General features: G+C 67.4%; 19 protein-coding genes. 12 read left to right on the top strand and 7 right to left on the bottom strand.

Annotated features, from left to right (window positions below; translation table 11 throughout):
* Nucleotides 1-172: 172 nt before the first annotated feature.
* Nucleotides 173-1387 carry an NADP-dependent isocitrate dehydrogenase gene (locus tag RKE40_RS07305; protein WP_316017573.1) on the bottom strand — a complete coding sequence of 405 codons (1215 nt, stop codon included), beginning with the start codon at nt 1385-1387 and terminating at the stop codon, nt 173-175.
* Nucleotides 1388-1647: 260 nt separating this feature from the next.
* On the opposite strand from RKE40_RS07305, the gene RKE40_RS07300 reads away from it, so the two are divergent.
* The 4 genes from RKE40_RS07300 (at nt 1648) to RKE40_RS07285 (ending at nt 5310) form a co-directional block, all read left to right on the top strand.
* Complete coding sequence (locus RKE40_RS07300) at nt 1648-2472, top strand: hypothetical protein (RefSeq protein ID WP_316017572.1); 825 nt, start codon at nt 1648-1650, stop codon at nt 2470-2472.
* A 165-nt stretch (nt 2473-2637) separates the two neighbouring features.
* Nucleotides 2638-3354 carry an SDR family NAD(P)-dependent oxidoreductase gene (locus RKE40_RS07295; RefSeq protein WP_316017571.1) on the top strand — a complete coding sequence of 239 codons (717 nt, stop codon included), beginning with the start codon at nt 2638-2640 and terminating at the stop codon, nt 3352-3354.
* Nucleotides 3355-3467: 113 nt separating this feature from the next.
* Nucleotides 3468-4013 carry a 2,4'-dihydroxyacetophenone dioxygenase family protein gene (locus RKE40_RS07290; RefSeq protein WP_291646792.1) on the top strand — a complete coding sequence of 182 codons (546 nt, stop codon included), beginning with the start codon at nt 3468-3470 and terminating at the stop codon, nt 4011-4013.
* Nucleotides 4014-4137: 124 nt separating this feature from the next.
* Nucleotides 4138-5310, top strand: a complete 1173-nt coding sequence (locus tag RKE40_RS07285; protein ID WP_316017570.1) for an alpha/beta fold hydrolase — start codon at nt 4138-4140, stop codon at nt 5308-5310.
* 33 nt (nt 5311-5343) lie between these two features.
* Here RKE40_RS07285 and RKE40_RS07280 read toward each other — a convergent pair whose 3' ends face one another.
* The gene (locus RKE40_RS07280) at nt 5344-5751 is read right to left on the bottom strand and encodes a flagellar assembly protein FliX (RefSeq protein ID WP_316017569.1); all 408 of its coding nucleotides are present in this window, start codon (nt 5749-5751) and stop codon (nt 5344-5346) included.
* A gap of 262 nt (nt 5752-6013) precedes the next feature.
* On the opposite strand from RKE40_RS07280, the gene RKE40_RS07275 reads away from it, so the two are divergent.
* The 8 genes from RKE40_RS07275 (at nt 6014) to flaF (ending at nt 12681) form a co-directional block, all read left to right on the top strand.
* On the top strand, nt 6014-7252 hold the full coding sequence (locus RKE40_RS07275; protein WP_316017568.1) for a flagellar basal body P-ring protein FlgI: 1239 nt from the start codon (nt 6014-6016) through the stop codon (nt 7250-7252).
* Nucleotides 7252-7617 carry a rod-binding protein gene (locus tag RKE40_RS07270; RefSeq protein WP_316017567.1) on the top strand — a complete coding sequence of 122 codons (366 nt, stop codon included), beginning with the start codon at nt 7252-7254 and terminating at the stop codon, nt 7615-7617. Before RKE40_RS07275 ends, RKE40_RS07270 begins: the two co-directional genes overlap by 1 nt.
* Nucleotides 7607-8095: a hypothetical protein gene (locus RKE40_RS07265; RefSeq protein ID WP_316017566.1), complete on the top strand. Its 489-nt coding sequence runs from the start codon at nt 7607-7609 to the stop codon at nt 8093-8095. The genes RKE40_RS07270 and RKE40_RS07265 overlap by 11 nt, the downstream gene beginning before the upstream one ends.
* Before the next feature lie 189 nt (nt 8096-8284).
* Nucleotides 8285-8755, top strand: a complete 471-nt coding sequence (locus tag RKE40_RS07260) for a flagellar protein FlaG (RefSeq protein WP_316017565.1) — start codon at nt 8285-8287, stop codon at nt 8753-8755.
* Nucleotides 8756-9027: 272 nt separating this feature from the next.
* The gene (locus RKE40_RS07255) at nt 9028-10359 is read left to right on the top strand and encodes a flagellin N-terminal helical domain-containing protein (RefSeq protein WP_316017564.1); all 1332 of its coding nucleotides are present in this window, start codon (nt 9028-9030) and stop codon (nt 10357-10359) included.
* 194 nt (nt 10360-10553) lie between these two features.
* Nucleotides 10554-11888, top strand: a complete 1335-nt coding sequence (locus tag RKE40_RS07250; RefSeq protein ID WP_316017563.1) for a flagellin N-terminal helical domain-containing protein — start codon at nt 10554-10556, stop codon at nt 11886-11888.
* 45 nt (nt 11889-11933) lie between these two features.
* Complete coding sequence (gene flbT, locus RKE40_RS07245; protein ID WP_316017562.1) at nt 11934-12326, top strand: flagellar biosynthesis repressor FlbT; 393 nt, start codon at nt 11934-11936, stop codon at nt 12324-12326.
* Nucleotides 12310-12681 carry a flagellar biosynthesis regulator FlaF gene (flaF, locus tag RKE40_RS07240; RefSeq protein ID WP_316017561.1) on the top strand — a complete coding sequence of 124 codons (372 nt, stop codon included), beginning with the start codon at nt 12310-12312 and terminating at the stop codon, nt 12679-12681. The genes flbT and flaF overlap by 17 nt, the downstream gene beginning before the upstream one ends.
* A gap of 126 nt (nt 12682-12807) precedes the next feature.
* Here the strand turns inward: flaF and RKE40_RS07235 are convergent, their stop codons facing one another.
* From RKE40_RS07235 to RKE40_RS07215, 5 genes are all read right to left on the bottom strand, one after another.
* Complete coding sequence (locus tag RKE40_RS07235) at nt 12808-14325, bottom strand: flagellin (protein ID WP_316017560.1); 1518 nt, start codon at nt 14323-14325, stop codon at nt 12808-12810.
* Between the two features lie 12 nt (nt 14326-14337).
* A complete protein-coding gene (flgK, locus tag RKE40_RS07230; protein ID WP_316017559.1) occupies nt 14338-16200 on the bottom strand; it encodes a flagellar hook-associated protein FlgK in 1863 nt (620 codons plus the stop codon).
* 64 nt (nt 16201-16264) lie between these two features.
* Complete coding sequence (locus tag RKE40_RS07225) at nt 16265-17677, bottom strand: flagellar hook protein FlgE (RefSeq protein ID WP_316017558.1); 1413 nt, start codon at nt 17675-17677, stop codon at nt 16265-16267.
* 242 nt (nt 17678-17919) lie between these two features.
* Entirely contained in the window at nt 17920-18927 is a 1008-nt protein-coding gene (locus tag RKE40_RS07220) for a YcjF family protein (RefSeq protein ID WP_316017557.1), read from the bottom strand.
* A 13-nt stretch (nt 18928-18940) separates the two neighbouring features.
* Entirely contained in the window at nt 18941-20389 is a 1449-nt protein-coding gene (locus RKE40_RS07215) for a YcjX family GTP-binding protein (RefSeq protein ID WP_316017556.1), read from the bottom strand.
* Nucleotides 20390-20401: the final 12 nt, after the last annotated feature.

Here is a 20401-nt window from a genome sequence, read left to right as displayed (position 1 = left end):
AGTCGTCACGGGCCGGCCTCTTCCACGGGGAACACGCGACTGATCAGAGAGCCAACTTCCCCTTCCGGCCCATCTGAGACATTCGTCGTCAGCCGACTTGACACCCATGGCCCAATAGAGAAGCCCGGCCATACGGCCGGGCTTCTCTTTCTTGTCTAGCAGGCCAGATCGCTTACGCGGCCATCGCCTTGCGCAGGTTCTCGCTGACCTTGTCGAGGAAGCCGGTGGTCGAGAGGAACTTCTGGTCTGGGCCGACCAGCAGTGCGAGATCCTTGGTCATGTCGCCAGCCTCGACCGTGTCGACCGTGACCTTCTCGAGCAGGGCCGCGAACTTCGCGAGCTCGGCATTGTTGTCGAGCTTGGCGCGATGGGCGAGACCGCGGGTCCAGGCGAAGATCGAGGCGATCGAGTTGGTCGAGGTCTCTTTGCCCTTCTGGTGCTCGCGATAGTGGCGGGTCACCGTGCCGTGCGCGGCCTCGGCCTCGACGGTCTTGCCGTCCGGCGTCATCAGCACCGAGGTCATCAGGCCGAGCGAGCCGAAGCCCTGCGCGACGGTGTCGGACTGCACGTCGCCATCGTAGTTCTTGCAGGCCCAGACATAGCCACCCGACCACTTCATCGCAGACGCGACCATGTCGTCGATCAGGCGGTGCTCATAGGTGATGCCGAGCTTGTCGAACTCAGCCTTGAACTCGGCCTCGTAGATCTCCTGGAAGATGTCCTTGAAGCGGCCGTCATAGGTCTTGAGGATGGTGTTCTTGGTCGAGAGATAGACCGGGTACTTGCGCATCAGGCCGTAGTTCAGCGAGGCGCGGGCGAAGTCCTTGATCGACTCGTCGAGGTTGTACATCGCCATGGCGACGCCGGCCTCCGGAGCCTTGAAGACCTCCTTCTCGATGACGTTGCCGTCCTCGCCGACGAACTTGATCGAGAGCGTGCCCTTACCGGGGAACTTGAAGTCGGTGGCGCGGTACTGGTCGCCGAAGGCATGGCGGCCGATGACGATCGGCTGGGTCCAGCCCGGCACCAGGCGCGGCACGTTCTTGCAGATGATCGGCTCGCGGAAGATCACGCCGCCGAGGATGTTGCGGATCGTGCCGTTCGGCGACTTCCACATCGACTTGAGGTTGAACTCCTTCACGCGCGCCTCGTCCGGCGTGATCGTCGCGCACTTCACGGCGACGCCGTGCTTCTTGGTGGCGTTGGCGGCGTCGATCGTGACCTGATCGTCGGTCTTGTCGCGGTTCTCGACCGAGAGGTCGTAATAGTCGAGTTCGAGATCGAGATAGGGGAAGATCAGCGTGTCCTTGATCTTCTGCCAGATGATGCGGGTCATCTCGTCGCCGTCCATGTCGACGACCGGGTTGGCGACCTTGATCTTGCTCATGTGATACGACCCCTGCTTCTGGCCAGTCTGGAACGGTCCCGAACTGCGGCTTTGGCGCCGCAGCAGGCTCGCGCGCTTCCTAGCGGGTTACGGCCGCAGGGGGAAGCAGGCCTTTTGTGGCAGAGCGGCGGAATATCCGCGAAATGCCGTGCCGGCCGCAGGAAGCCCGGCTTGAACCGTCTCATGTTGCACTGCCGCATTATGAGCACGATCGGCCGGCACCATGGCTTGCTTCGTCATCCGCTCCGCGATCCGATGCATTGACCAGCATATTCTCGACAGCCTCCGCCGGCCTGCTCTGCGCCTCCCTCTCCGTGCTCGCAGCCCCCGCGGCCGCCCGCGAGCAGCCCTCCGGTGCGGGCGCGATTGCGATCCTCGCTCAATACGAGATGACCAGCCTGCCGAACGAGCCCTTCTGGGAAGACCCGGAGCAGGAGGAGGAGCTGGATCCCGTTCTCGCGATCCCGACCCTGATCGCCCCGACGCTCGACAAGAGCTTCGCCTATCACGAGCGAGCACGGCGCTCCGGCCTCGCCCGGCCCGAGGTGGAAACCAGCACGATCCGACGCGGCCTCGGCGCGGTCTCGCGCGGCCCCTATGCGGCGACCGAGCGTGCCGTCGGCTTCAAGATCGGCCCGGACCTGCTCTCGTTCGAAACCGCGATCGTGAGCGGTGCCGGAACCTGGCAAGGCTCCGACACGCGCCTCGACTGGTCGCTGGCAAGGCGCTCCACCGCAGCCGGCAACGGGCTGCTCTGGCGCCTGTCAACCGGCGGCGGCTTCGGCATGGCCGGCAGCGGCAGCCACAACGTCAACGCCATGCTGGGCTATCGCTATTCCCTGTTCGACAATGTGACGCTGATCTCCGAGATCGCCCTCGCCAGCAATTACGCCTTCGCCAGCCAGGCCATGCCCGAGGCGACGCTGACACCGCAGCTCCAGCTGGTCACCGATCTCGGCCTCGCGCCCGGCACGCCCTGGAAGACGACGCTCGACGTCAAGATGAACCGCGAAAGGCAGCTGGGCGGCGGCGACGTCAGGGGCGGCGGCTCGGCGATGCTGCGCTTCGAACTCGGGCCGCGGTGACCGCCCGGCGCTGCGGGCCAGACCCTCGGCGCAAGGCGATCAGGCGAAGGCGGGGGAGCCGGCTGCTTCCCCCGCAGCGGCACTGCCGTCTAGAATTGCATCCATCATCGATGAGCCCATGGCCGACATGCCCAAGGGCCGCCAGCCCATGAAGAGCAGCCGCCCATGACCGTCATCCAGAAATTCGCCCTCGTCACCGGCGGCACGCGCGGCATCGGCGCCGGCGCGGCGCTCGCCCTCGCCGAAGCCGGCTACCGCGTCCTCGCCACCGGCCTCACCGATGAGGAGGTCGCCGCCACGCCGGCCCACGCCGCGATCCGCCATGCCAGGCTCGACGTCACCAAGGACGATCAGGTCGGCGCCATCGTCGCCGGCTGCGAGCGGATCGACGCGCTGGTGAACTGCGCCGGCATGATCCAGCGAGGCGGCAGGGAGTTCGAGATCGAGGCCTTCCGCCTCACCGTCGAGGTCAACCTCACCGGTACCATGCGCATGTGCGTCGCCGCCCGGGACAAGCTCGCGGCGAGCAGGGGCGCCATCGTCAACACCGCCTCGATGCTGACCTTCCACGGCTCGCCCTTCGCGCCTGGCTATGCCGCGTCGAAGGGCGGCGTCGGCCAGCTCACCAAATCGCTGGCTGCCGCCTGGGCCACGGACGGCATCCGGGTCAACGCGGTCGCCCCCGGCTGGATCGCCACCGAGCTGACGCGGCCTCTGGTCGAGGATGCCGAGCGCTCGGCCCCGATCCTGGCGCGCACGCCGATGAACCGCTGGGGCGAGCCCGCCGATATCGGCGGCGCAATCGTCTTCCTGCTTTCGGATGCGGCGCGCTTCGTCACCGGAACCGTCCTGCCGGTGGACGGCGGCTATCTCGCAGTCTGAGCGCCAGACTCTTCAGCCGGGCGACGAAACGCCGCCCGATCAATGACATGGCCCGCTTTCCGGATTCAGTCTAGGAAGGGCCTGAATCGAAAACTCAAGGGTAGAAACGAGCCATGGACAAGGTCAGCCCGATCCCGGTCGCCGCCACGAACGCCGAGCGCTGGACCCCCTATCGCCATCCGCAGCCCAAGGAATCGCCGCCGGAGCTGGTGATCCCCAACGTCATCCCCGAGGATGACCGCGTCTGGGTGCCGGTCGACGACAATGTCTGGTTCCGCCCGCTCTGCCTCTCGGCGACGCGCGGCTACTGGATGAACCTGCTCAAGGTCCGGCGCGCCGGCGTGCTCTCGCGCCATCGCCATCCCCAGCCGGTGCATGGCTATGTGCTCAAGGGCAAGTGGCGCTATCTCGAACATGACTGGGTCGCGACCGAAGGCGGCTATGTCTACGAGGCGCCGGGCGAGACCCACACCCTGGTGGTCGACCCCGATGTCGAGGAGATGATCACCATGTTCCAGGTCAACGGCGCGATGATCTATGTCGACCCCGACGGCAAGTGCCTCGGCTATGACGACGTCTTCACCCGCATCGACAAATGCCGGGCGCACTACGCCGCCAATGGGCTCGGCGCCGATTTCGTCGACCAGTTCATCCGATAAGGCGTCCTCGCCCGCGTTCCGGCCGCGCCGATGCTGTGCGGCCGAACACCATTGCTGAACGATTCTCCGCGCAGTCTGCGGCCCGTGTCGTAGCGGCATGGCGCCGCCGGCCGGAGAACCGTCGATGCGTCTTGCCTTTGCTCTCGTCCTGTCCCTGTCGGCCGCCGTTCTGGCGGGGCCCGCACATGCCCAATCAGGCTTCTACACCGCGCCGCCGGACGAGATCGCCGCGGGCAAGCCTGGCTCGCTGATCCGGAGCGAGCCGCTGCCGGGGGCGCCGGGCAACGCCCGCGCCTACAGGATCCTCTATCGGTCCGTAGGCCTCGATGGAAAGCCGATAGCCGTCTCCGGCGTCGCGGTCGTCCCGGCCGGCACGGCCCCGCGAGGCGGGCGGCCGGTGGTGGCCTGGGCCCACCCCACCACCGGGGTGCAGCCGCAATGCGCGCCCTCTCTCTCCGGCGGAGTCTTCGAGACCATCCAGGGCCTGCGCGCCATGCTCGCCCGGGGCTACATCGTCACGGCGACGGACTATCCCGGCCTCGGCACGCCCGGACCTCATCCCTATCTCGTCGGCGCCAGCGCGGGCCGCTCCGTCGTCGATTCCGTCAGGGCCGTCCAGCAGCTTCCCGACGCCGCAGCGAGCCGCAGCTTCGCCGTCTGGGGCCATTCGCAGGGCGGTCATGCCGCGCTGTTCACGGGGCTTCTCGCCAGGAGTCTCGCGCCTGAGCTGAAGCTGGTCGGCGTCGCGGCGGCAGCGCCGGCGACCGAGCTCGGCACCCTGCTCGCCGACGACATCGACACCGATGGCGGCCGCAACCTGACCGCGATGACGCTCTGGTCATGGTCGCGCGTCTATGGCGCCCCGATGGCACAGATCGTCAACGAACAGGCCGTGCCGATCGTCAACGATCTCGCCGCCGATTGCGTCGAGAGCCTGCGGGACGTCGTGCTGCGGCTCTGGCCGACGCGGCAGCTCGAGCGCCGCTTCCTCACTGATCAGAATTTCGGTACGCGCGAGCCCTGGCGCACCCTGCTGGCACGCAACTCGCCCGGCGTGACGCCGCGCGGCGTATCGGTCTATATCGCGCAGGGCACGAGCGACACGCTGGTGCGCCCGCAGGTCACCCGCGCCTATGCCCAGACGCTGTGCCGGGCCGGCCGCGCCGTCCAGTTCGATGCGTTGCAAGGGATCGGCCATCTGCCCGCGGCAATCGACAGCGCCGCGACAGCCGTCGCCTGGATGGACCAGCGTTTCCGGGGCGAGCCTGCGCCGAACAATTGCGCGTCGTTGAATTAGCCGTGGCGGCGCCGGGGCATTGCCGTCCCGGCGTCAGCGTCCGAGCTTCGCCAGTTCCACCGCGGCGCGCAGCTCGATATGCGCCAGCACCTCGTCGAGCCGCGGATCGTCCGTGTTCTCCCGCCGCGTCGACAGCATCGCCTTGAGGCGCTCCAGTTCGGCGAGCTGAACCCGGCCGGAGAGCAGCGCCGCCTTCAGCCGGTCGAGCCCGTCGAGCAGGTCGTGGCCGCGGCGCGCCTGGCGGCGTCGGCGTTCCTGGCCGCCTTCCTCCTCCTGCACCAGCAGCAGGCCATCGAGCGGGCCGGCATGGCTGACGGCGGAAGATTGCGTGCTCGCGGCCGTCTCGCGCCCCGGAAGGCTGAAGCTCGTGCCGCTCGCGGCCTTGCCGCGGCTCGTCGCTCCGGTCGAGGTGATGGCTGCGCGCTGGTCGATGCGGATCATGGCGCTCTCGAGGTCGGTTCGAACTGCTGGCTCTTTGACCCCGCCCGACCCTGCCTCCGTTTTGCCGGCGGCAGGGTTAACGAGCGGTAAACGACCCGGCAGGAATTGCCGTGCCCGGCAGGTTTGGACATGTTCCCGACCTGCCGCCGATTAAGCCGGGCATCGTTAAAGCTATGATTAAGAACGGTTTTCGAATTTTCTGGAACTGGCACGCAGTTCGCAAGGCGTTTGTCGTCCGACGACGCTTGAACCCGGTAGCCACATGTTCGCCCTCTTCCCGATCCGCCATTTGCTGACGCAGGCTGCCGCAACGCTGCTGCTCGTCGGCGCGGCGTGGGCGGCGGATCTGGCGCAGGGTCCGGGGCCGGCGCCTGGACAGGCCCGCGCCGGATCGGCGGCGAAGGTCGCCGCAGCCTCGTTCGGCGGCACCCATGGCACCTCGCCCGGCCTCGGCGGCGCGCTCTCGCGCATCAAGGACCTCGCCTCGGTCGAAGGCGTCCGCTCCAACCAGATTCTCGGCTACGGCATCGTCGTCGGCCTCAATGGCACCGGCGACACGCTGAACAACGCCCCCTTCACCAAGCAGTCGCTGCAGGCGATGCTGGAACGGCTCGGCGTCAACACCCGCGGCGCCAATATGCGCACCGCCAACGTCGCCGCGGTGATGGTGACGGCCAACCTGCCGCCCTTCGCCACCCAGGGCACGCGTCTCGACGTCACCGTCTCGGCGCTGGGCGACGCCAAGTCGCTGCAGGGCGGCACTCTTCTTGCGACGCCGCTGCTCGGTGCCGATGGCGAGGTCTATGCGGTCTCGCAGGGCCCCGTCGCGATCTCCGGCTTCTCGGCCGAGGCCGAGGCCGCCAAGATCACCCGCGGCGTGCCGACCGTCGGCCGCATCGCCAATGGCGGCCTGGTCGAGCGCGAGATCGACTTCGCGCTCAACAAGCTCAAGACGCTGCGCCTTTCGCTGCGCAATCCCGACCTCACCACGGCAAGGCGCGTCGCCGCCGCGATCAACGACTTCATCGGCGGCGATTCCGCCGAGCCGACCGACCCTTCGACGATCGTGCTGCAGATCCCGCCGCGGTTCCAGGGCAACATGATCCGGCTGCTGACGGATATCGAGCAGCTCCGCGTCGAGCCCGATCAGGGCGCGCGCGTCATCATCGACGAGCGCTCGGGCATTATCGTGATGGGCCGGGACGTGCGGGTCTCCACCGTCGCCGTCGCCCAGGGCAACCTGACCGTGACGATCTCCGAGGAGCCCCAGGTCAGCCAGCCCAACGAGTTCGGCAACGGCCGAACGGTCGTCGTGCCGCGCAGCAACGTCAAGGTCGACACCGAGGGCACGAACAAGCTCGCCCTCGTCAAGGAGAGCGTCACGCTGCGCGAGCTGGTGGACGGCCTCAACGCGCTCGGCATCGGCCCGCGCGACCTGATCTCCATCCTGCAAGCCATCAAGGCAGCCGGCGCGCTGCAAGCTGAAATCGAGGTGATGTAATGAGTGCTGCCCTCGCCATCCCCGCCGCCAAGCTCGCGCTCGGCGCCGCCGCCAACATCGCCCATGGCATCGCCAGCGCTTTCGACGGCAGCAAGGCCGCCAAGGCCAAGAAGACGGCCGACGAGTTCGAGACCGTCTTCCTCGAGAACTTCACCAAGAGCGTGATGGATTCCTCCGGCACCGAGGGACCGCTCGGCGAGAACGGCACCGGCGGCGAGGTCTATCGCTCGATGCTGACCCAGGAATATGCCCGCCATCTGCAGAAGGCCGGCGGCCTCGGCCTCTCCGACCAGATCCTGCGCGACCTGATCCAGGTCCAGGCCAAGGCCTCAGGCACCAACGCCGGAGGCGGCCATGCTGGCTAGGCCGCCCGTCATCGACGAGCGCCCGCGTGTCGGCAACGCGATCGAGGCGGAAGGTCTGATCGAGGCGGTGTCCGAGGCGCTCGGAGCGCTGTCGCATCTGGTCGGCGAGGAGACCGCGCTGGTCAAGGCCGGCAGGCTCAAGGACGCGATGGAACGCGAGCCGCGCAAATCCGAGCTCGCGGGCATCTACATGAAGGGCGTCGAGCAGATCAAACTGAATGCCGTCGCGCTCGCGCGCTTCGTCCCGGAGAAGGTCAAGCGACTGAAGGCGGCGCATCTCGCCTTCCAGGAGCTTATCGAGACAAATCAGGCCGTGCTGGCAACGGCGCGGGCCGTGTCGGAATCGATCGTGCGGGACCTCGCCGCGGATGCCAACAGGCCGATGAAGGCTGCGGGCTATGGTCCGGCGGCGACGGTAGGCGCCGGCGTCTTCGCCCGGCCGAATGCGGGACCGATGGTGATCTCGAAGAGCCTCTAGCCGCGCTCCGCTCAGCTCAGCGAGACAGGACAGAGCGCGCCTCGCGCGCGCTCAGCAAAATCCTTAACCAAAAGCGGCCCTTAGCAGCCAATCCTTCACAATTTATCAATTTCCGTAACGGCAGATTCAACTTTCCCCGCCATGCTCGCTATCATGAACTGAGTCCGTCTCAGGCAGGAGGAGTCCAGAATGGATTTCGGCGGGGCACCCAGAATGATCGCCACCGGCGCCGCGCAGGCGACGGTGCGGACCGATATTGCAATCCAGCCCGGCAGCGCGCCGGTCGAGCTTCCGGCCGAGAAGACCGTGCAGTCCGCCGCGGCTGGCGAGGCCCTCCAGCTCGATATCCGCGCACGCGCCAATGAGAAGCGCCAGGAGCAGGCGCAGTACCGCCAGAACCAGGACGACGCCGTCAACCGCGAGCGCACCGAGGCGGCCTATCAGAAGCAGGAACGGCGCGAGGCCGTCGACCGGCGCCTGGTGATCGACTCGAAGACCCACAGCATCGTGCTCCAGAAGACGGACCCGGACACCGGCGAGACGGTCGAGCAACTGCCCGACGAGACCATGCTCAAGCTGCGCGCCTTTTCCCGCGACCTGATCGAGCGAGCGCGCGAGACGACCATGTCCTCCTCGCACGTCGTCGAACGCACGGCCTGAACCAGGCTACCGATCGCTCCGCGTTCCATCGCCCGCCGTCGCTCGCGCAAGGCTGAGCCGGCGGGCGATGGCGTTTTAGGGCCTCTGCTCGCCCGCGCGCGACGCCCTCGCTCGTTTCACCCGCAGTTAACCACGCGCCGGTTTCGCCCAATTTCCGGGCAATTCGCCGGGCCGAATTTACCGCTTGTTACGAGATGGACCCCGATGGTCGCCGGGTCCTGGCCAGAACGGCCCGGACGCCAGAAGGCATCATACCAGAAGGGTATTCTACGATGGCTACCGTCTCCCTCTCTTCCGGCGTGCGCAGCGCGCTGACCTCGCTCTCCCAGACCACCGCTGCCTCCCAGCAGGGTCAGTTCCGTCTTGCCACCGGCAAGAAGGTCAACTCCGCTGTCGATAACCCGGTGAACTACTTCACCTCTGCCGGCCTCAACGACCGCGCCGGCCAGATGACCAACCTCCTCGACGGCATCTCCAACGGCATCCAGACGATCCAGGCGGCTTCGCAGGGCATCGACTCGGCCGTCAAGCTCGTCGAGTCGCTGCAGTCGACCATCAAGCAGGCTCAGGCCGACGCCGCCGCCAACCGTCCGAACAAGGTCGGCGCCGCCGACGTGCTGGCCACCGCGGCCGAAGTCACCGCCACCGGTGGCAAGAGCCGCAAGGACATCGCGCTCGACAAGCGGATCAGCGCTGCCGGCGCTCCCGCCGCGGCCACCGCCTCCAGCGCCGGCCACCTGATCAACGCGACCACGACGCCGGCAACGGCTCTGACGGTCTCGGCCGGCTCGACCACCTTCACGGTCGACCTCGCCGCGAACGCGACTGTTCGTGACCTCGTCAACACGATCAACAGCTCGGGCCTGGCTACTGCCTCAGTCGACGATTCCGGTCGCCTCAACGTCACCGCCGCCGGTTCGGACACGCTGCGCATCGGTCTCGGCGCCGGCGCCGACGCGACCGCGGCCCGCACCAACAGCACGGCTGCTGGCAACCAGAACGCCGCCATCGGCCTTGCAACCGCCGACGGTGATGCGGCCGGCGCCGGCATCGTGGCGTCTGGCGGCAACTCGACTGTCCGCTCGAACCTGATCAAGCAGTTCAACGACCTGCGCACACAGATCGACCAGCTTGCCAAGGACTCGAGCTTCAACGGCAAGAACCTTCTCGCCGGCGACAAGCTCTCGATCGTCTTCAACGAGAAGACCGGGACGCAGCAGTCGAAGCTCGACGTCCAGGGTTCGGTGCTGACGGCCGCCAACCTCGGCGTGCTGACGGCCGGTACGACCGATGCGGCCGGCGTGTCGTTCAACATCCAGAACGACGCGTCGCTCGACACGGCGTCCGACACGCTGACCAACGCACTGACCTCGCTACGCTCGACCGCCTCCTCGCTCGGCTCCAGCATGTCCGTCGTCCAGACCCGTCAGGACTTCACCAAGAACCTGGTGAACACCCTGACCCAGGGCGCCGACAATCTGGTCCTCGCCGACTCCAGCGAGGAAGGCGCCAAGCTGCTCGCCCTGCAGACCCGCCAGCAGCTGTCGCAGACGGCCCTGTCGCTGGCCTCGCAGGCCGACCAGGCGGTGCTGCGTCTGTTCTGATCCTTCGGTCCCGCAGGAGCGGGCCAGCCCACAGAAGTGGGACGAAGCCAAAGGGCGGCGGGGCGAAAGCTCCGCCGCCTTTTTCGCGTCACCGGGCGCCGGCAAGTCGTTAACCGGTTGTTAGCCTTAAGAAAGGATTATCTCGCTAGACCAAACCGCACGGGCGCTCGAATCGCGCCTTCAGGGGACCGAAGATGGCGAATACGATTCTCACCAGCGGCGTCAGGGCCAATCTTCTGACCCTCCAGCAGACCACTGCCGAGCAGGGTATCATCCAGAACCGCCTCGCCACCGGCAAGCGCGTCAATTCTGCCATCGACAACCCCGTCAACTACTTCACCTCGCTCGGCCTGAACGACCGCGCCAATGAGCTGAAGGGCCTGCTGGACGGCATCTCGAACGGCATCCAGACCATCACAGCCGCCTCGCAGGGCATCGACTCCATCACCAAGCTGGTTCAGTCGCTACAGTCGACCATCAAGCAGGCGCAGGCGGATGCTGCCGCCAACCGCCCGAACCGGATCGGCACGTCCGACGTCCTCGCCGATGCTGGGGAAGTGACCGCGACCAACGGCAAGAGCCGCAAGGACATCGCGCTCGACAAGCGGATCAGCAACGCCGGCGCGCCTGCCGACGCGACCGCCACGAGCGTCGGCCATCTGATCAACGCGACCACGACGCCGGCAACCGCCCTGACGATCTCTGCCGGCTCGACCACCTACACCGTCGACCTCGGTGCCAACGCGACCGTCCGCGACCTCGTCAACGAGATCAACAAGTCCGGTATCGCGACCGCGACCATCGACGATTCCGGCCGCCTCAACGTCACTGGGGCCGGCTCGGACACACTGCGCGTTGGCATCGGCGCCGGCGCCGACGCGACCGCGGCCCGCACCAATGCCTCTAGCGCGACCAACCAGAACGCCACCTTTGGCCTGCTCGTCGCTGACGGCAACTCGGCCGGCGCCGGCATCACCTCGACCGGCGGCAATTCCACCGTCCGCTCCAACCTGATTAAGCAGTTCAACGACCTGCGCGACCAGATCGACAAGCTCGCCCAGGACGCCGGCTATAACGGCAAGAACCTGCTCAACGGCGACAAGCTCTCGATCATCTTCAACGAGAAGACCGGGACGAACCAGTCGAAGCTCGACATCCAGGGCGAAACACTGTCCGCTGCCAATCTCGGCGTGCTGACTGCGGTCAGCGGCACGGCCCTGACCGGCCAGTTCAACATCCAGGACGACACCTCGCTGAACACCGTCGCGGACACGCTGACCAGCGCGCTCTCCTCGCTGCGCTCGATCTCCTCGACGCTCGGCTCGAATCTCTCGGTGGTCCAGACCCGTCAGGACTTCACCAAGAACTTGGTCAACACCCTGACCACCGGCGCCGACAATCTCGTGCTCGCTGACTCCAACGAGGAAGGCGCCAAGCTGCTCGCGCTCAACACCCGCCAGCAGCTCTCGCAGACGGCGCTGTCGCTGGCCTCGCAGGCCGACCAGGGCGTGCTGCGTCTCTTCGGCTGATCCCGAAGGGCGCCGCCCCCCGCCAGCCAGAAGGCAGGAAAGACAATGGCCCTCAAGGTCGAGCTCAAACCGAACGAGCGCATCATCATCGGCTCGGTCGTCATCCGCAACGACGAGCAGCGCACGCGCTTCTTCATCGAGGGCGACGCGCCGATCCTGCGCGAGAAGGACATCCTCACCCCGGCAACCGCCGACAGCCCGGCCAAGAAGATCTACCTGGCCGTCCAGCTCATGTATCTGGCCGGCAGCGCGACGCACCAGCACGAGGTCTATTTCCAGCTGGTGCGCGACTTCCTCCAAGCCGCGCCGAGCGCTCTGCCGCATGTGTCTGAGATCAATAACTGCATCTTAAGCTCCGAACTCTACAAAGGTCTGAAATCAGCCAAGAAGCTGATTGCGTACGAGGCGGAGCTTATCGAGAATGCAAAGCGGGTTTAATGCTTACGCCGCAGCGGCCAAATCTGCGCAGAATACAGCTTCCCCCCGTGAATTGGAGGCTTCACTGCTGCTCAAAGCCGGCTTCCGGCTCCAAGCAATTGCAGACGATTGGGCCGGCCGCTCACGAGAACTCGACGAAGCCCTGAACTATAACCGCAAGCTCTGGACCTTGCTGGTCTCGGCCGTGATCGCGGAGGACAATCCGCTGCCGGTCGACATCAAGCGCAACATCCTGTCGCTGGCGAACTTCATCTTCAACCACACCTTCCGCGTCGCGGCCAATCCTGGCCCGGCCGCACTAACCGTGCTGGTCGACATCAACCGCGACCTCGCAGCGGGCTTGCGCGGGCGCTGAGCCCTTTCCTGGGCCGCCTCGCCCCTGACTGAACCGAAACGAAAACGCCGCCCGAACTCCGGGCGGCGTTTTCGTTTGTGGCGACCACGGCAAGGCGAAGGCGGCGCCGAGCGCCGCCCCGATCGGTTACAGATAGTTCGTCAGGCTCAGCTTGGAGAGGATCGAGGTGACCTGATAGCTCGCCTGCAGCTGGTTCTGCAGGGCGAGGATCTGCACCGCCACCTCCTCGGTGGTGACGTTCTCGATGCCGTCCAGCGTCGTCGTCAGATAGTTCTTGGTCGCGGTGTGCCGTTCCTTGGCCTGCGCCAGCGCCGTCTGCGCCGTGCCGAACTCGACGATGATCTCGGAGGGGTTCTGGACGCCGGGCGGGAAGCCCAGCGCATCGCGGGCCCGCTCGGTCATCGCCTCGTAGCGCGCCTCGGAATTGGGATCGCTCGCCTGGAAGGTCTCGGCCGCCAGCACCGCGAACTGCGCCAACCCGGTCCGGAACGCTTCCTCGTTGGCGCGCGCGCCGGTCGCGACGATCTGGCTCTGGTCGGCCTGGGTGCTGGAGGTGGCGCGCGCCGGGCCGGCCGCGTCGTCGCCCCTGTACCAGATCACCGTATTGGCATCGGTGCCGGGCGCCGGCGCCGTGGACGCGGTGTCGAAGGGCGGCCCCGGCACCCGCAGCGGCGGATTGCTCGGGCTGCCATTGAAGAAATCCTTGGCCGCGACCTGGGCCGACGAAGCCGACAGGGTGGTGTTCGCCTCGCGTTTCAGCGCCGCGTCGATGGTCGCGCGCAGATTCGTCGCCGTCGCATTGTTGTCCGCGCCGATCACGAAGCTGCCATGGGCGGTGCCGTCCGTGCCCTCGGCGCGGGCGGTCAGCGTGATCTCCTCCTTCGTACCATCCGGCAGTTCGAGCTTGATCGTCAGCGTCTCGCCGGGCAGCGGGGTTCCCACCACGTTGACCGCGATATCGGCCGGCGGTCCGGCAGTGTAGTTCACCGTCAGCGCCGCCGAGTTGGTCGAGGCGCCGGTCAGGTCGAAGCCATAAGGCGGGTCGCCCGCCTCCTTCGCGATCGTCGCCGAGGTGCCGGCACCGCCCGTCGTCAGCCGGCCGAGCCCGTTGGCGCCGAGATCGGCCTGCCGGCGCTCGGAGATCAGCTGTTTCAGCCCGGCGCGGTTGGCGCCGTCTCCATTCATGATCAGCGAATAGTTGGCAACCGGTTCGACATCGGCCGTGCGGCCGGAGAACAGGTAGCGGCCATTGACGTTGGTGTTGAGCAGATCGAGCGTCTGCTTGAACTTCTCCTCGGCCAGAACCTGCGGCGCGGAGCGTCCGGTCGAGCTCGGCAGATAGCTGCCGGTGCGCGTGTCGCTCACCGTCTCGCGCGTCATCTTGGCGAAGTTCTCGACCGCCGTGGAAGCAAGCTTCAGATTGACTTCGGAGCGCTGGATCCCCGTCAGGTAGCCTTCGAGCGTCGAGAGCTTGTTGTTGAGATCGAGGCTCCGGCTCCGGTCCATCCCAAGGCCAGCGAAGGTATCGCTCTTCTTCTTGGTGGCGAGCTGGCGCTGCAGATCGTCGAACTGCGCGCGGCTGGAGACGAACTGGTTCGGCTTGGCCGAGCGATAGGCGCCGGTGCCGGTGGCGGTGATGGTCATGGCGCGGTTTCCTTACAGCCTCAACAGCACGTCGAGCAGCTCCTTGACGGTCGAGATCACCCGCGCATTGGCGGCGTAAGCCGACTGGAGCTCGATCAGGGTGGACATTTCCTGGTCGACATTGACCTGTGCATCCTCGAGGAAGCGGCTCTGCACGGCCGCGAGCGCGACCTGCTGCCCCTCGTCGAGCCGCTGGGCGGCGGCGCTCGCCTGCCCCTGCCCGGCCACGACGCGCTGGACGAAGTTCGCCATCGTCATCGAGGAGGTCGCGCCCGAGCCGTCGAAGCCGGTGGCGTTGGTGAAGCTGCGCTGGCTCGAGGTCAGCCGGTCGAGCAGGAACTGCGGCCGGGTCGTGTCGCCCTGCGGTGTCGTGGGGGTGAGCAGCACCAGGGACTTGGGGTCGCTCACGAGATTAGGGTTCACCACGATCCGCGAGGCGAAGCCCACCGACTGCGCCCCACCCTCGTAGGACCCGGTATAGGCGCCATTGGCGCGGCCGGAATCGACGAAGAACGGCAGCTCCGCCGTGCCCCCGGTCAGCGAGTCCTGCGTCGGGCGCGCGATCAGGCCGACGACGTCGCGCGTGCCGGCGGCTCCGTCGTCGACGATGCGCAGCACCGAGCCGGTGTTCGAAATTGTGAAGCCGGGACCGACCGCCGCCTGCATCTGCGCCGCGACCGAGGCCGGGCCGCCGGAGAAGTCGATGCCGATGACGCGGTTGTTGGCATCGCCCTGGGCCGAGGCAGGCAGCGGCAGCGACGCGGCGGAATCGACGCGCACGAAGGTGTAGCGCTGGGTCTGCCTGCCGGGCGTGACCTTGTAGTCGAGCGTCACCGTATTGCCGGCCTTCAGGCCGTTGAGGTCGACATCGAAGCCAGTCGCCGCGCCGGCGGTGGCAGCCGTTCCCGCGACTTCGCGATCGGACAGCGCGCTGGCGAGCTGGGCGGCAATCTCGTCGAGCTGCGCCTGCGCCTGCACCAGCGTCTTGTCGCGCAGCTCGAGCAGCGCGCCGATCTCACCGGAGCGGAAGGTGTTGTTGGCGATGGCGTCGAAGCCGTTGCCGGAGAGATCCCTTGCGACGATCGTGCCGACGCCGCGCTGCGCCGGGTCCGTGCTCCATTGCGCGTTCGGGCCGAGCGCGCTGCGCTGGTCGAACTCGAAGCGGACGGTCGGGCGGCCATCGAAGAGCTGCGTGCCGGAGGCGGCGGTAATGGTGATCGCGCCGCTCGGCTGCTCCTGGGTCCGGATCTCGAGATACTGCGAGAGTTCCGAGACGATCCGCTCGCGCTGGTCGCGCAGATCGGCGTTGCCCGAACTCGCCTCGCCATTGACGATGCGGGCGTTGACGTTGGTCAGCGAGTCCAGCAGCTCGTTGACCCGGCCGACTGCATTGCCGATGCCCGCCTCGGCCTGGTTGCGCAGGGTCTGCACACCCTCGGAGACCGTGCGCAGCCGGTTCGCGAGCTGGCTCGCGGAGTTAAGGACGGCGGTGCGGTTGGTATAGGAGGACGGATCGTTCCGCAGCGCCTGCAGCGAGCTGGTGAAGGTGCTGAACATCGAGTCGAGCGCGGTCGCACTGCCGGGCGCGCCATAAAGCTGGTCGAGCCCGGCAAAGGCCTCGGCCCGCGTCGCGGTGTAGGCCGCGCCCGAGGTCTCCTGCCAGAGCTGGTGCTGGACGATCCGGTCGAGCAAGCGCTGGACGTTCGGATTGCCGACGCCGACATTGCGCCCGGCATTGGTATCGACATTCGAGACCGAACGCCGGACATAGCCGGCGGTGCCGACATTGGCGACGTTCTGCGAGATGACGCCGATGCCGGCCTGCGTGCCGCGCAGGCCGGAAATGGCGGTGTCGAGAGCGGTTCCGAGCCCCATCGTCAACTCCTGTCGTCTCGCCCCGGCCCTCCTGGACCGTCAGGCTCCGGCTGCCCGGTCGTCCTCAGCGGATGATGTTGAAGACGTCGCGCAGCATCTCCTGCGCCGTCGAGATCACCTTGGTGTTGGCCGAATAGGCCTGCTGGGTGACGATCATCTTCGAGAACTCGTCGGCGATGTCGGTGTTGGATTGCTCGACATTGCCGCCGATCAGCGCTGCGGTGCCGAGGCCGACGATCGGCGCACCCGACTCGATTGTCTCTTCAAAGGCGCCGCCATCGAGACGTTTCAGCGCGTTGCCGGCGTTGAAGCGGGCGACGGCGATCTGCGCCAGCGCCACGACCTGGCCGTTGCTGAAGGTGCCGATCACCTGGCCCTCGTTCGAGATCGAGACCCGGTCGAGCGTGCCGGCGGTGTAGCCGTTCTGGCGGATGCTGCGGGCGTCGATCTGGCCGCTGGTGTCGCCGTTCTGGGTCAGGCTGGTGCCGTTGGTGACAATGGTGATGGGAGCGGCGGCGGGGGAGATCGCGGTGCCGCCGATCGTCATCGGCGGGATGACGATGTTGCCGTTTGCCGGCAGCGTCATCTTGCCGGTCGTGTCGAAGGTGATGTTGGTATTGATGTTCCGGTAGGCGACCGCCGCGCCGGTCGCGCCGGTATTCTCGGCGACGAACAGGTTCCAAGTGTCGGGCGTGCCCGGTGCCGGCGTAGTCGTGGCGTTGGAAATCTTGGCCCAGCGAAGCTCGACGCTCGTCGCCTTGCCGAGCGTGTCGTAGACCGTGACCGAGCCACCGGGGATCGAGCGGTTGAGGAAAGTGGTGAGGTCGCTGCCGACGACAGTGCCGGTACCACCCGGCGTGATGCTGGGGTTGGTGCCGAAGCCCGTGCCGGCATTGAGCAGCTCGGATCCAAGTGTCGTCGAAACGGCGCTGTTGGTCTTCGGATAGGCTGGAATGTTGGCGCTGTATTCGATCTGCGTCGTCGCCTTGGCCGGGAACTGGTCCTTGGTGATGCGCAGCACATCGGGCTGGCTGCCGATTACCTGGCCGGTGACGGGGTCGATCTTCTGGCCCTTGAGATAGTAGCCGGCGCCGTTGACGAGATAGCCGTCGGCATCGAAATCGAAATCGCCGCGACGGGTGTAGAGATTGGTGTTGGCGAACTGGGTCGAGGCACCGACGCCGCTCTGGCGCTGGTCGACCACGAAGAAGCCGTCGCCGTTGATGGCCGCATTGGTGTCGATGCGGGTCGCGTTGAGGTCGCCCTGGATGGTGTTTGTCGCACGGCTATAGGAGGCGACCGAGCCGGCGATCTGCCGGTTCAGTGCTGAATCCGGCACCAGGTCCGAGAAGCTGGTGTCGACCCGCTTGAAGCCGGCGGTACGCGAGTTCGCAATGTTGCCGGAGATATTCTCGAGGGCATAGGACTGGGCCTGCATGCCCGTCACCGCCGTCGTCAGCGCACTGAAAACACCCATCGCAACCTCACCTGGCCATCAGACCCGGACAGCGCCCCCCATGGGCGGCATGTCGAACCGCAGGTGAGTTTGCACAGCCCGTGCCACCGCGAGGGCTGAGATATTTCAAGAGCTTGGATGGTTTTCAGAATCTTTCCCGGCGCTTCCGACCGGGCAGATTCATCCGGCACCGGCAAATTCTGCCGAGCGCGATCGTCATTTCCGGCGCGAAACGCAGCGCCGGCCCGGAACGACGATGAGGCTCAACCGTCCTTGCCGCCCCAGCCCGACAGGTCGCCCGCCACGTCGGAGAGTCCCGGCGGCTGCGCCTCGACGAAAGGCAGCGGCCGGCAGACAGCGATCGCGGCAAGGCCAATGCGCGCGGTCAGGAGCCCGTTCAGCACGCCCTCGCCGAGCTTGGCCGAGAGCCTCGCAGCGAGCCCCTGGCCGAGCACCTGCTGGATCACCGCATCGCCGGCCGCGATGCCACCGGTGACGACGAGATGGCCGAGCACCTGCCGTGCCAGCCGAAGCAGGCCGAGCGTCCCCGGCCGGCCGGCATAGACGCCGGCGACCGCCCGCAGCAGCCGCGCGCAGGCGACGAGCACGAAGACGACGTCGACCAGCGCGCGCGGGCTGACCGCGGTGACCAGCGAGACCCGCCGCGCCGCCTGCGCCACCTGCGCCTGGGCGAGCGCATCGAGCGGGGTCATCAGGCTGCGCTCGGCGACGGTCAGGAGATCGCGCGCAGCCAGCAATTGCGGCGCATGGGCGGCAAGCTCTGCCCGGCCCTTCGCCGTCTCCGCCCGGCCTGAATAGAGCCGTTCGAGATCGGCCGTGACCGCCCGCGCCTTAGCGAGGTCGCTTTCGGCGAGCGCCGCGACGGCACGCTCGCGCAAGGCTTCAACCCTGCGCTCGCGCAGGATGTCGCGCAGCACCCGTCCGAGCATGACGATAAGCGCCAGCGCGGCGAGGCCGGCACAGACCAGAGCCGCAATCCCGACTGCGGGGTTGAGCGCCAGCAGCCACCTGATCGTCTGTTCGGTCCAGATCGCGGCGGAAAGCGCCAGCAGCCCCGAAAGCGCCGCGACGAACAGGCTGCCCCAGCTGAAGGGACGCCGACGCGGAACCGGCACACCAAGCGCCGCCTCCGGCTCGATCGGCTCATGCTCGGGTACGATCGCAACGTCGCCGCCGGCAGCCAGCCGCTCGGACAGCTCGTCCTCCGGCCTAGCCGGATCGAGACGGATGGCTCGTGGCGCCTTGCTCACCCCTGCCCTCCCCTCATGACAGCCGGTCGCCGATCAGGAATTCGAGCGCACGGTCGAGGCGGATCTGCGGCGGCGGCGCAATACGGCCGCCGGCATCGGGCTTGACCAGCGGCGGGCGGAAGCGCGGCGCGCGTACCTGCCAGCGCGGCGTCGCAGGGTCGAAGATCGCCTCCGGTCGCTGCGGCAGCTCGCCGGGAAAGATCGCGGCCTCGGTCTGGCCGTCGAAGACCTCGCCGTCGACGACCTCGCCGGCCTCGGGCACACCGGCGATCGCGGGCAGCTCCTCGCGCCCGTCGCGGATCCGGACCTCGCGCGTGGCGCGGATCGCGGCGAAGGCCATCGCCTCGACCTTGGCGCCGGCGCCCTGCGCCTTGCCCGCGGCACGCGCCACCAGATGCGACATCACATTGGCGAGCCGGTCATGGCTGGTGTGGTGGATATGATCGGCCTTGGTCGCGGCGAACAGAACCTTTTCGATCCGCGGCGCGAACAGGCTGGTGAGCCAGGAATTGCGGCCGACCGAGAAGGCCGAGAGCGCCTGGCCGAGCGCCGTCTCGAGATCGGCGAGCGCTGCCGGACCGGCATCGAGCGCCGCCAGCGCGTCGACGAGCACGATCTGCCGGTCGAGCCTGGCGAAATGCTCGCGGAAGAACGGCACCACCACGACCCGCTTATAGGCCTCGAAGCGCTCCGCCATCAGCCCGGCGAGCGTGCCCGGCACCGGCTGGACACCGGGCGGAAGGTCGAGCGGCGCGAAGGTCAGCGCCGGCGAGCCGTCGAGATCGCCCGGCATCAGGAAGCGCCCGGGCGGCGTCACCGCGACGGCCTCGGGGTCGGCCCGTAATGCCGCGAGATAGGCCTTGAAGCGCTCGCTCGCCGCCTCCGCCGCCATTTCGTCGACGGGGCCGGCAGGGTCGCGTGCCTTCAGGTCTTCGAGCCAGGGCGCCGCAACGGGCAGGCGATGCGGCTTGCGCGCATCGGCGACGGCCTGGGCCGACCAGCCGGCATAGTCCTGATTGATCAGAGCAAGGTCGAGAAGCCACTCGCCGGGATAGTCGACGATATCGAGCGTCAGCGTCGCCGGCCCCTTGAACCAGCCCTGTGCCCGCTCATAGTCGATCTCCAGCCGCAACTCGGAGATTCGCCTTGTCGATTCCGGCCAGCGCCGGTCCGGCCCCGACAGGGCGGCGCGATGCGCCTCATAGGGAAAGCGCGGGATATCGGGATCGGGCTGCGGCACCAGCCGCACGCGGGCGATCCGCCCTTCCGCCGAAGCCTTCAGCACGGGAAGTTTGGCGCCTTCGACCAGATTCTGGATCAGCGCCGTGGTGAAGACGGTCTTGCCCGAGCGCGACAGGCCGGTGACCCCGATGCGCAAACGCGGCCGCGCCAGGCCGAGCAGGCTGTCGCCGAAAGCCAGCGCCGCATCGCGGGCCTCGTCGAGATAGGAGGCCGACGCCATCAGGCCGGGCGC

The organism is Allobosea rubneri (genome assembly GCF_032464875.1).
GTDB classification, from domain to species: Bacteria; Pseudomonadota; Alphaproteobacteria; order Rhizobiales; family Beijerinckiaceae; genus Allobosea; species Allobosea rubneri.
This window is presented reverse-complemented; position numbering and strand designations above follow the sequence as displayed.

Excerpts from the sequence above, each read along its gene's own strand:
- RKE40_RS07290 (WP_291646792.1), top strand. The coding sequence starts at position 3,468 with ATGGACAAGGTCAGCCCGATCCCGGTCGCCGCCACGAACGCCGAGCGC.
- RKE40_RS07250 (WP_316017563.1), top strand. The coding sequence starts at position 10,554 with ATGGCGAATACGATTCTCACCAGCGGCGTCAGGGCCAATCTTCTGACC.
- RKE40_RS07265 (WP_316017566.1), top strand. The coding sequence starts at position 7,607 with ATGCTGGCTAGGCCGCCCGTCATCGACGAGCGCCCGCGTGTCGGCAAC.
- RKE40_RS07260 (WP_316017565.1), top strand. The coding sequence starts at position 8,285 with ATGGATTTCGGCGGGGCACCCAGAATGATCGCCACCGGCGCCGCGCAG.
- RKE40_RS07235 (WP_316017560.1), bottom strand. The coding sequence starts at position 14,325 with ATGACCATCACCGCCACCGGCACCGGCGCCTATCGCTCGGCCAAGCCG.
- flaF (WP_316017561.1), top strand. The coding sequence starts at position 12,310 with ATGCAAAGCGGGTTTAATGCTTACGCCGCAGCGGCCAAATCTGCGCAG.
- RKE40_RS07295 (WP_316017571.1), top strand. The coding sequence starts at position 2,638 with ATGACCGTCATCCAGAAATTCGCCCTCGTCACCGGCGGCACGCGCGGC.
- RKE40_RS07285 (WP_316017570.1), top strand. The coding sequence starts at position 4,138 with ATGCGTCTTGCCTTTGCTCTCGTCCTGTCCCTGTCGGCCGCCGTTCTG.
- RKE40_RS07215 (WP_316017556.1), bottom strand. The coding sequence starts at position 20,389 with ATGGCGTCGGCCTCCTATCTCGACGAGGCCCGCGATGCGGCGCTGGCT.
- flbT (WP_316017562.1), top strand. The coding sequence starts at position 11,934 with ATGGCCCTCAAGGTCGAGCTCAAACCGAACGAGCGCATCATCATCGGC.
- RKE40_RS07275 (WP_316017568.1), top strand. The coding sequence starts at position 6,014 with ATGTTCGCCCTCTTCCCGATCCGCCATTTGCTGACGCAGGCTGCCGCA.
- RKE40_RS07225 (WP_316017558.1), bottom strand. The coding sequence starts at position 17,677 with ATGGGTGTTTTCAGTGCGCTGACGACGGCGGTGACGGGCATGCAGGCC.
- RKE40_RS07280 (WP_316017569.1), bottom strand. The coding sequence starts at position 5,751 with ATGATCCGCATCGACCAGCGCGCAGCCATCACCTCGACCGGAGCGACG.
- RKE40_RS07255 (WP_316017564.1), top strand. The coding sequence starts at position 9,028 with ATGGCTACCGTCTCCCTCTCTTCCGGCGTGCGCAGCGCGCTGACCTCG.
- RKE40_RS07270 (WP_316017567.1), top strand. The coding sequence starts at position 7,252 with ATGAGTGCTGCCCTCGCCATCCCCGCCGCCAAGCTCGCGCTCGGCGCC.
- flgK (WP_316017559.1), bottom strand. The coding sequence starts at position 16,200 with ATGGGGCTCGGAACCGCTCTCGACACCGCCATTTCCGGCCTGCGCGGC.
- RKE40_RS07305 (WP_316017573.1), bottom strand. The coding sequence starts at position 1,387 with ATGAGCAAGATCAAGGTCGCCAACCCGGTCGTCGACATGGACGGCGAC.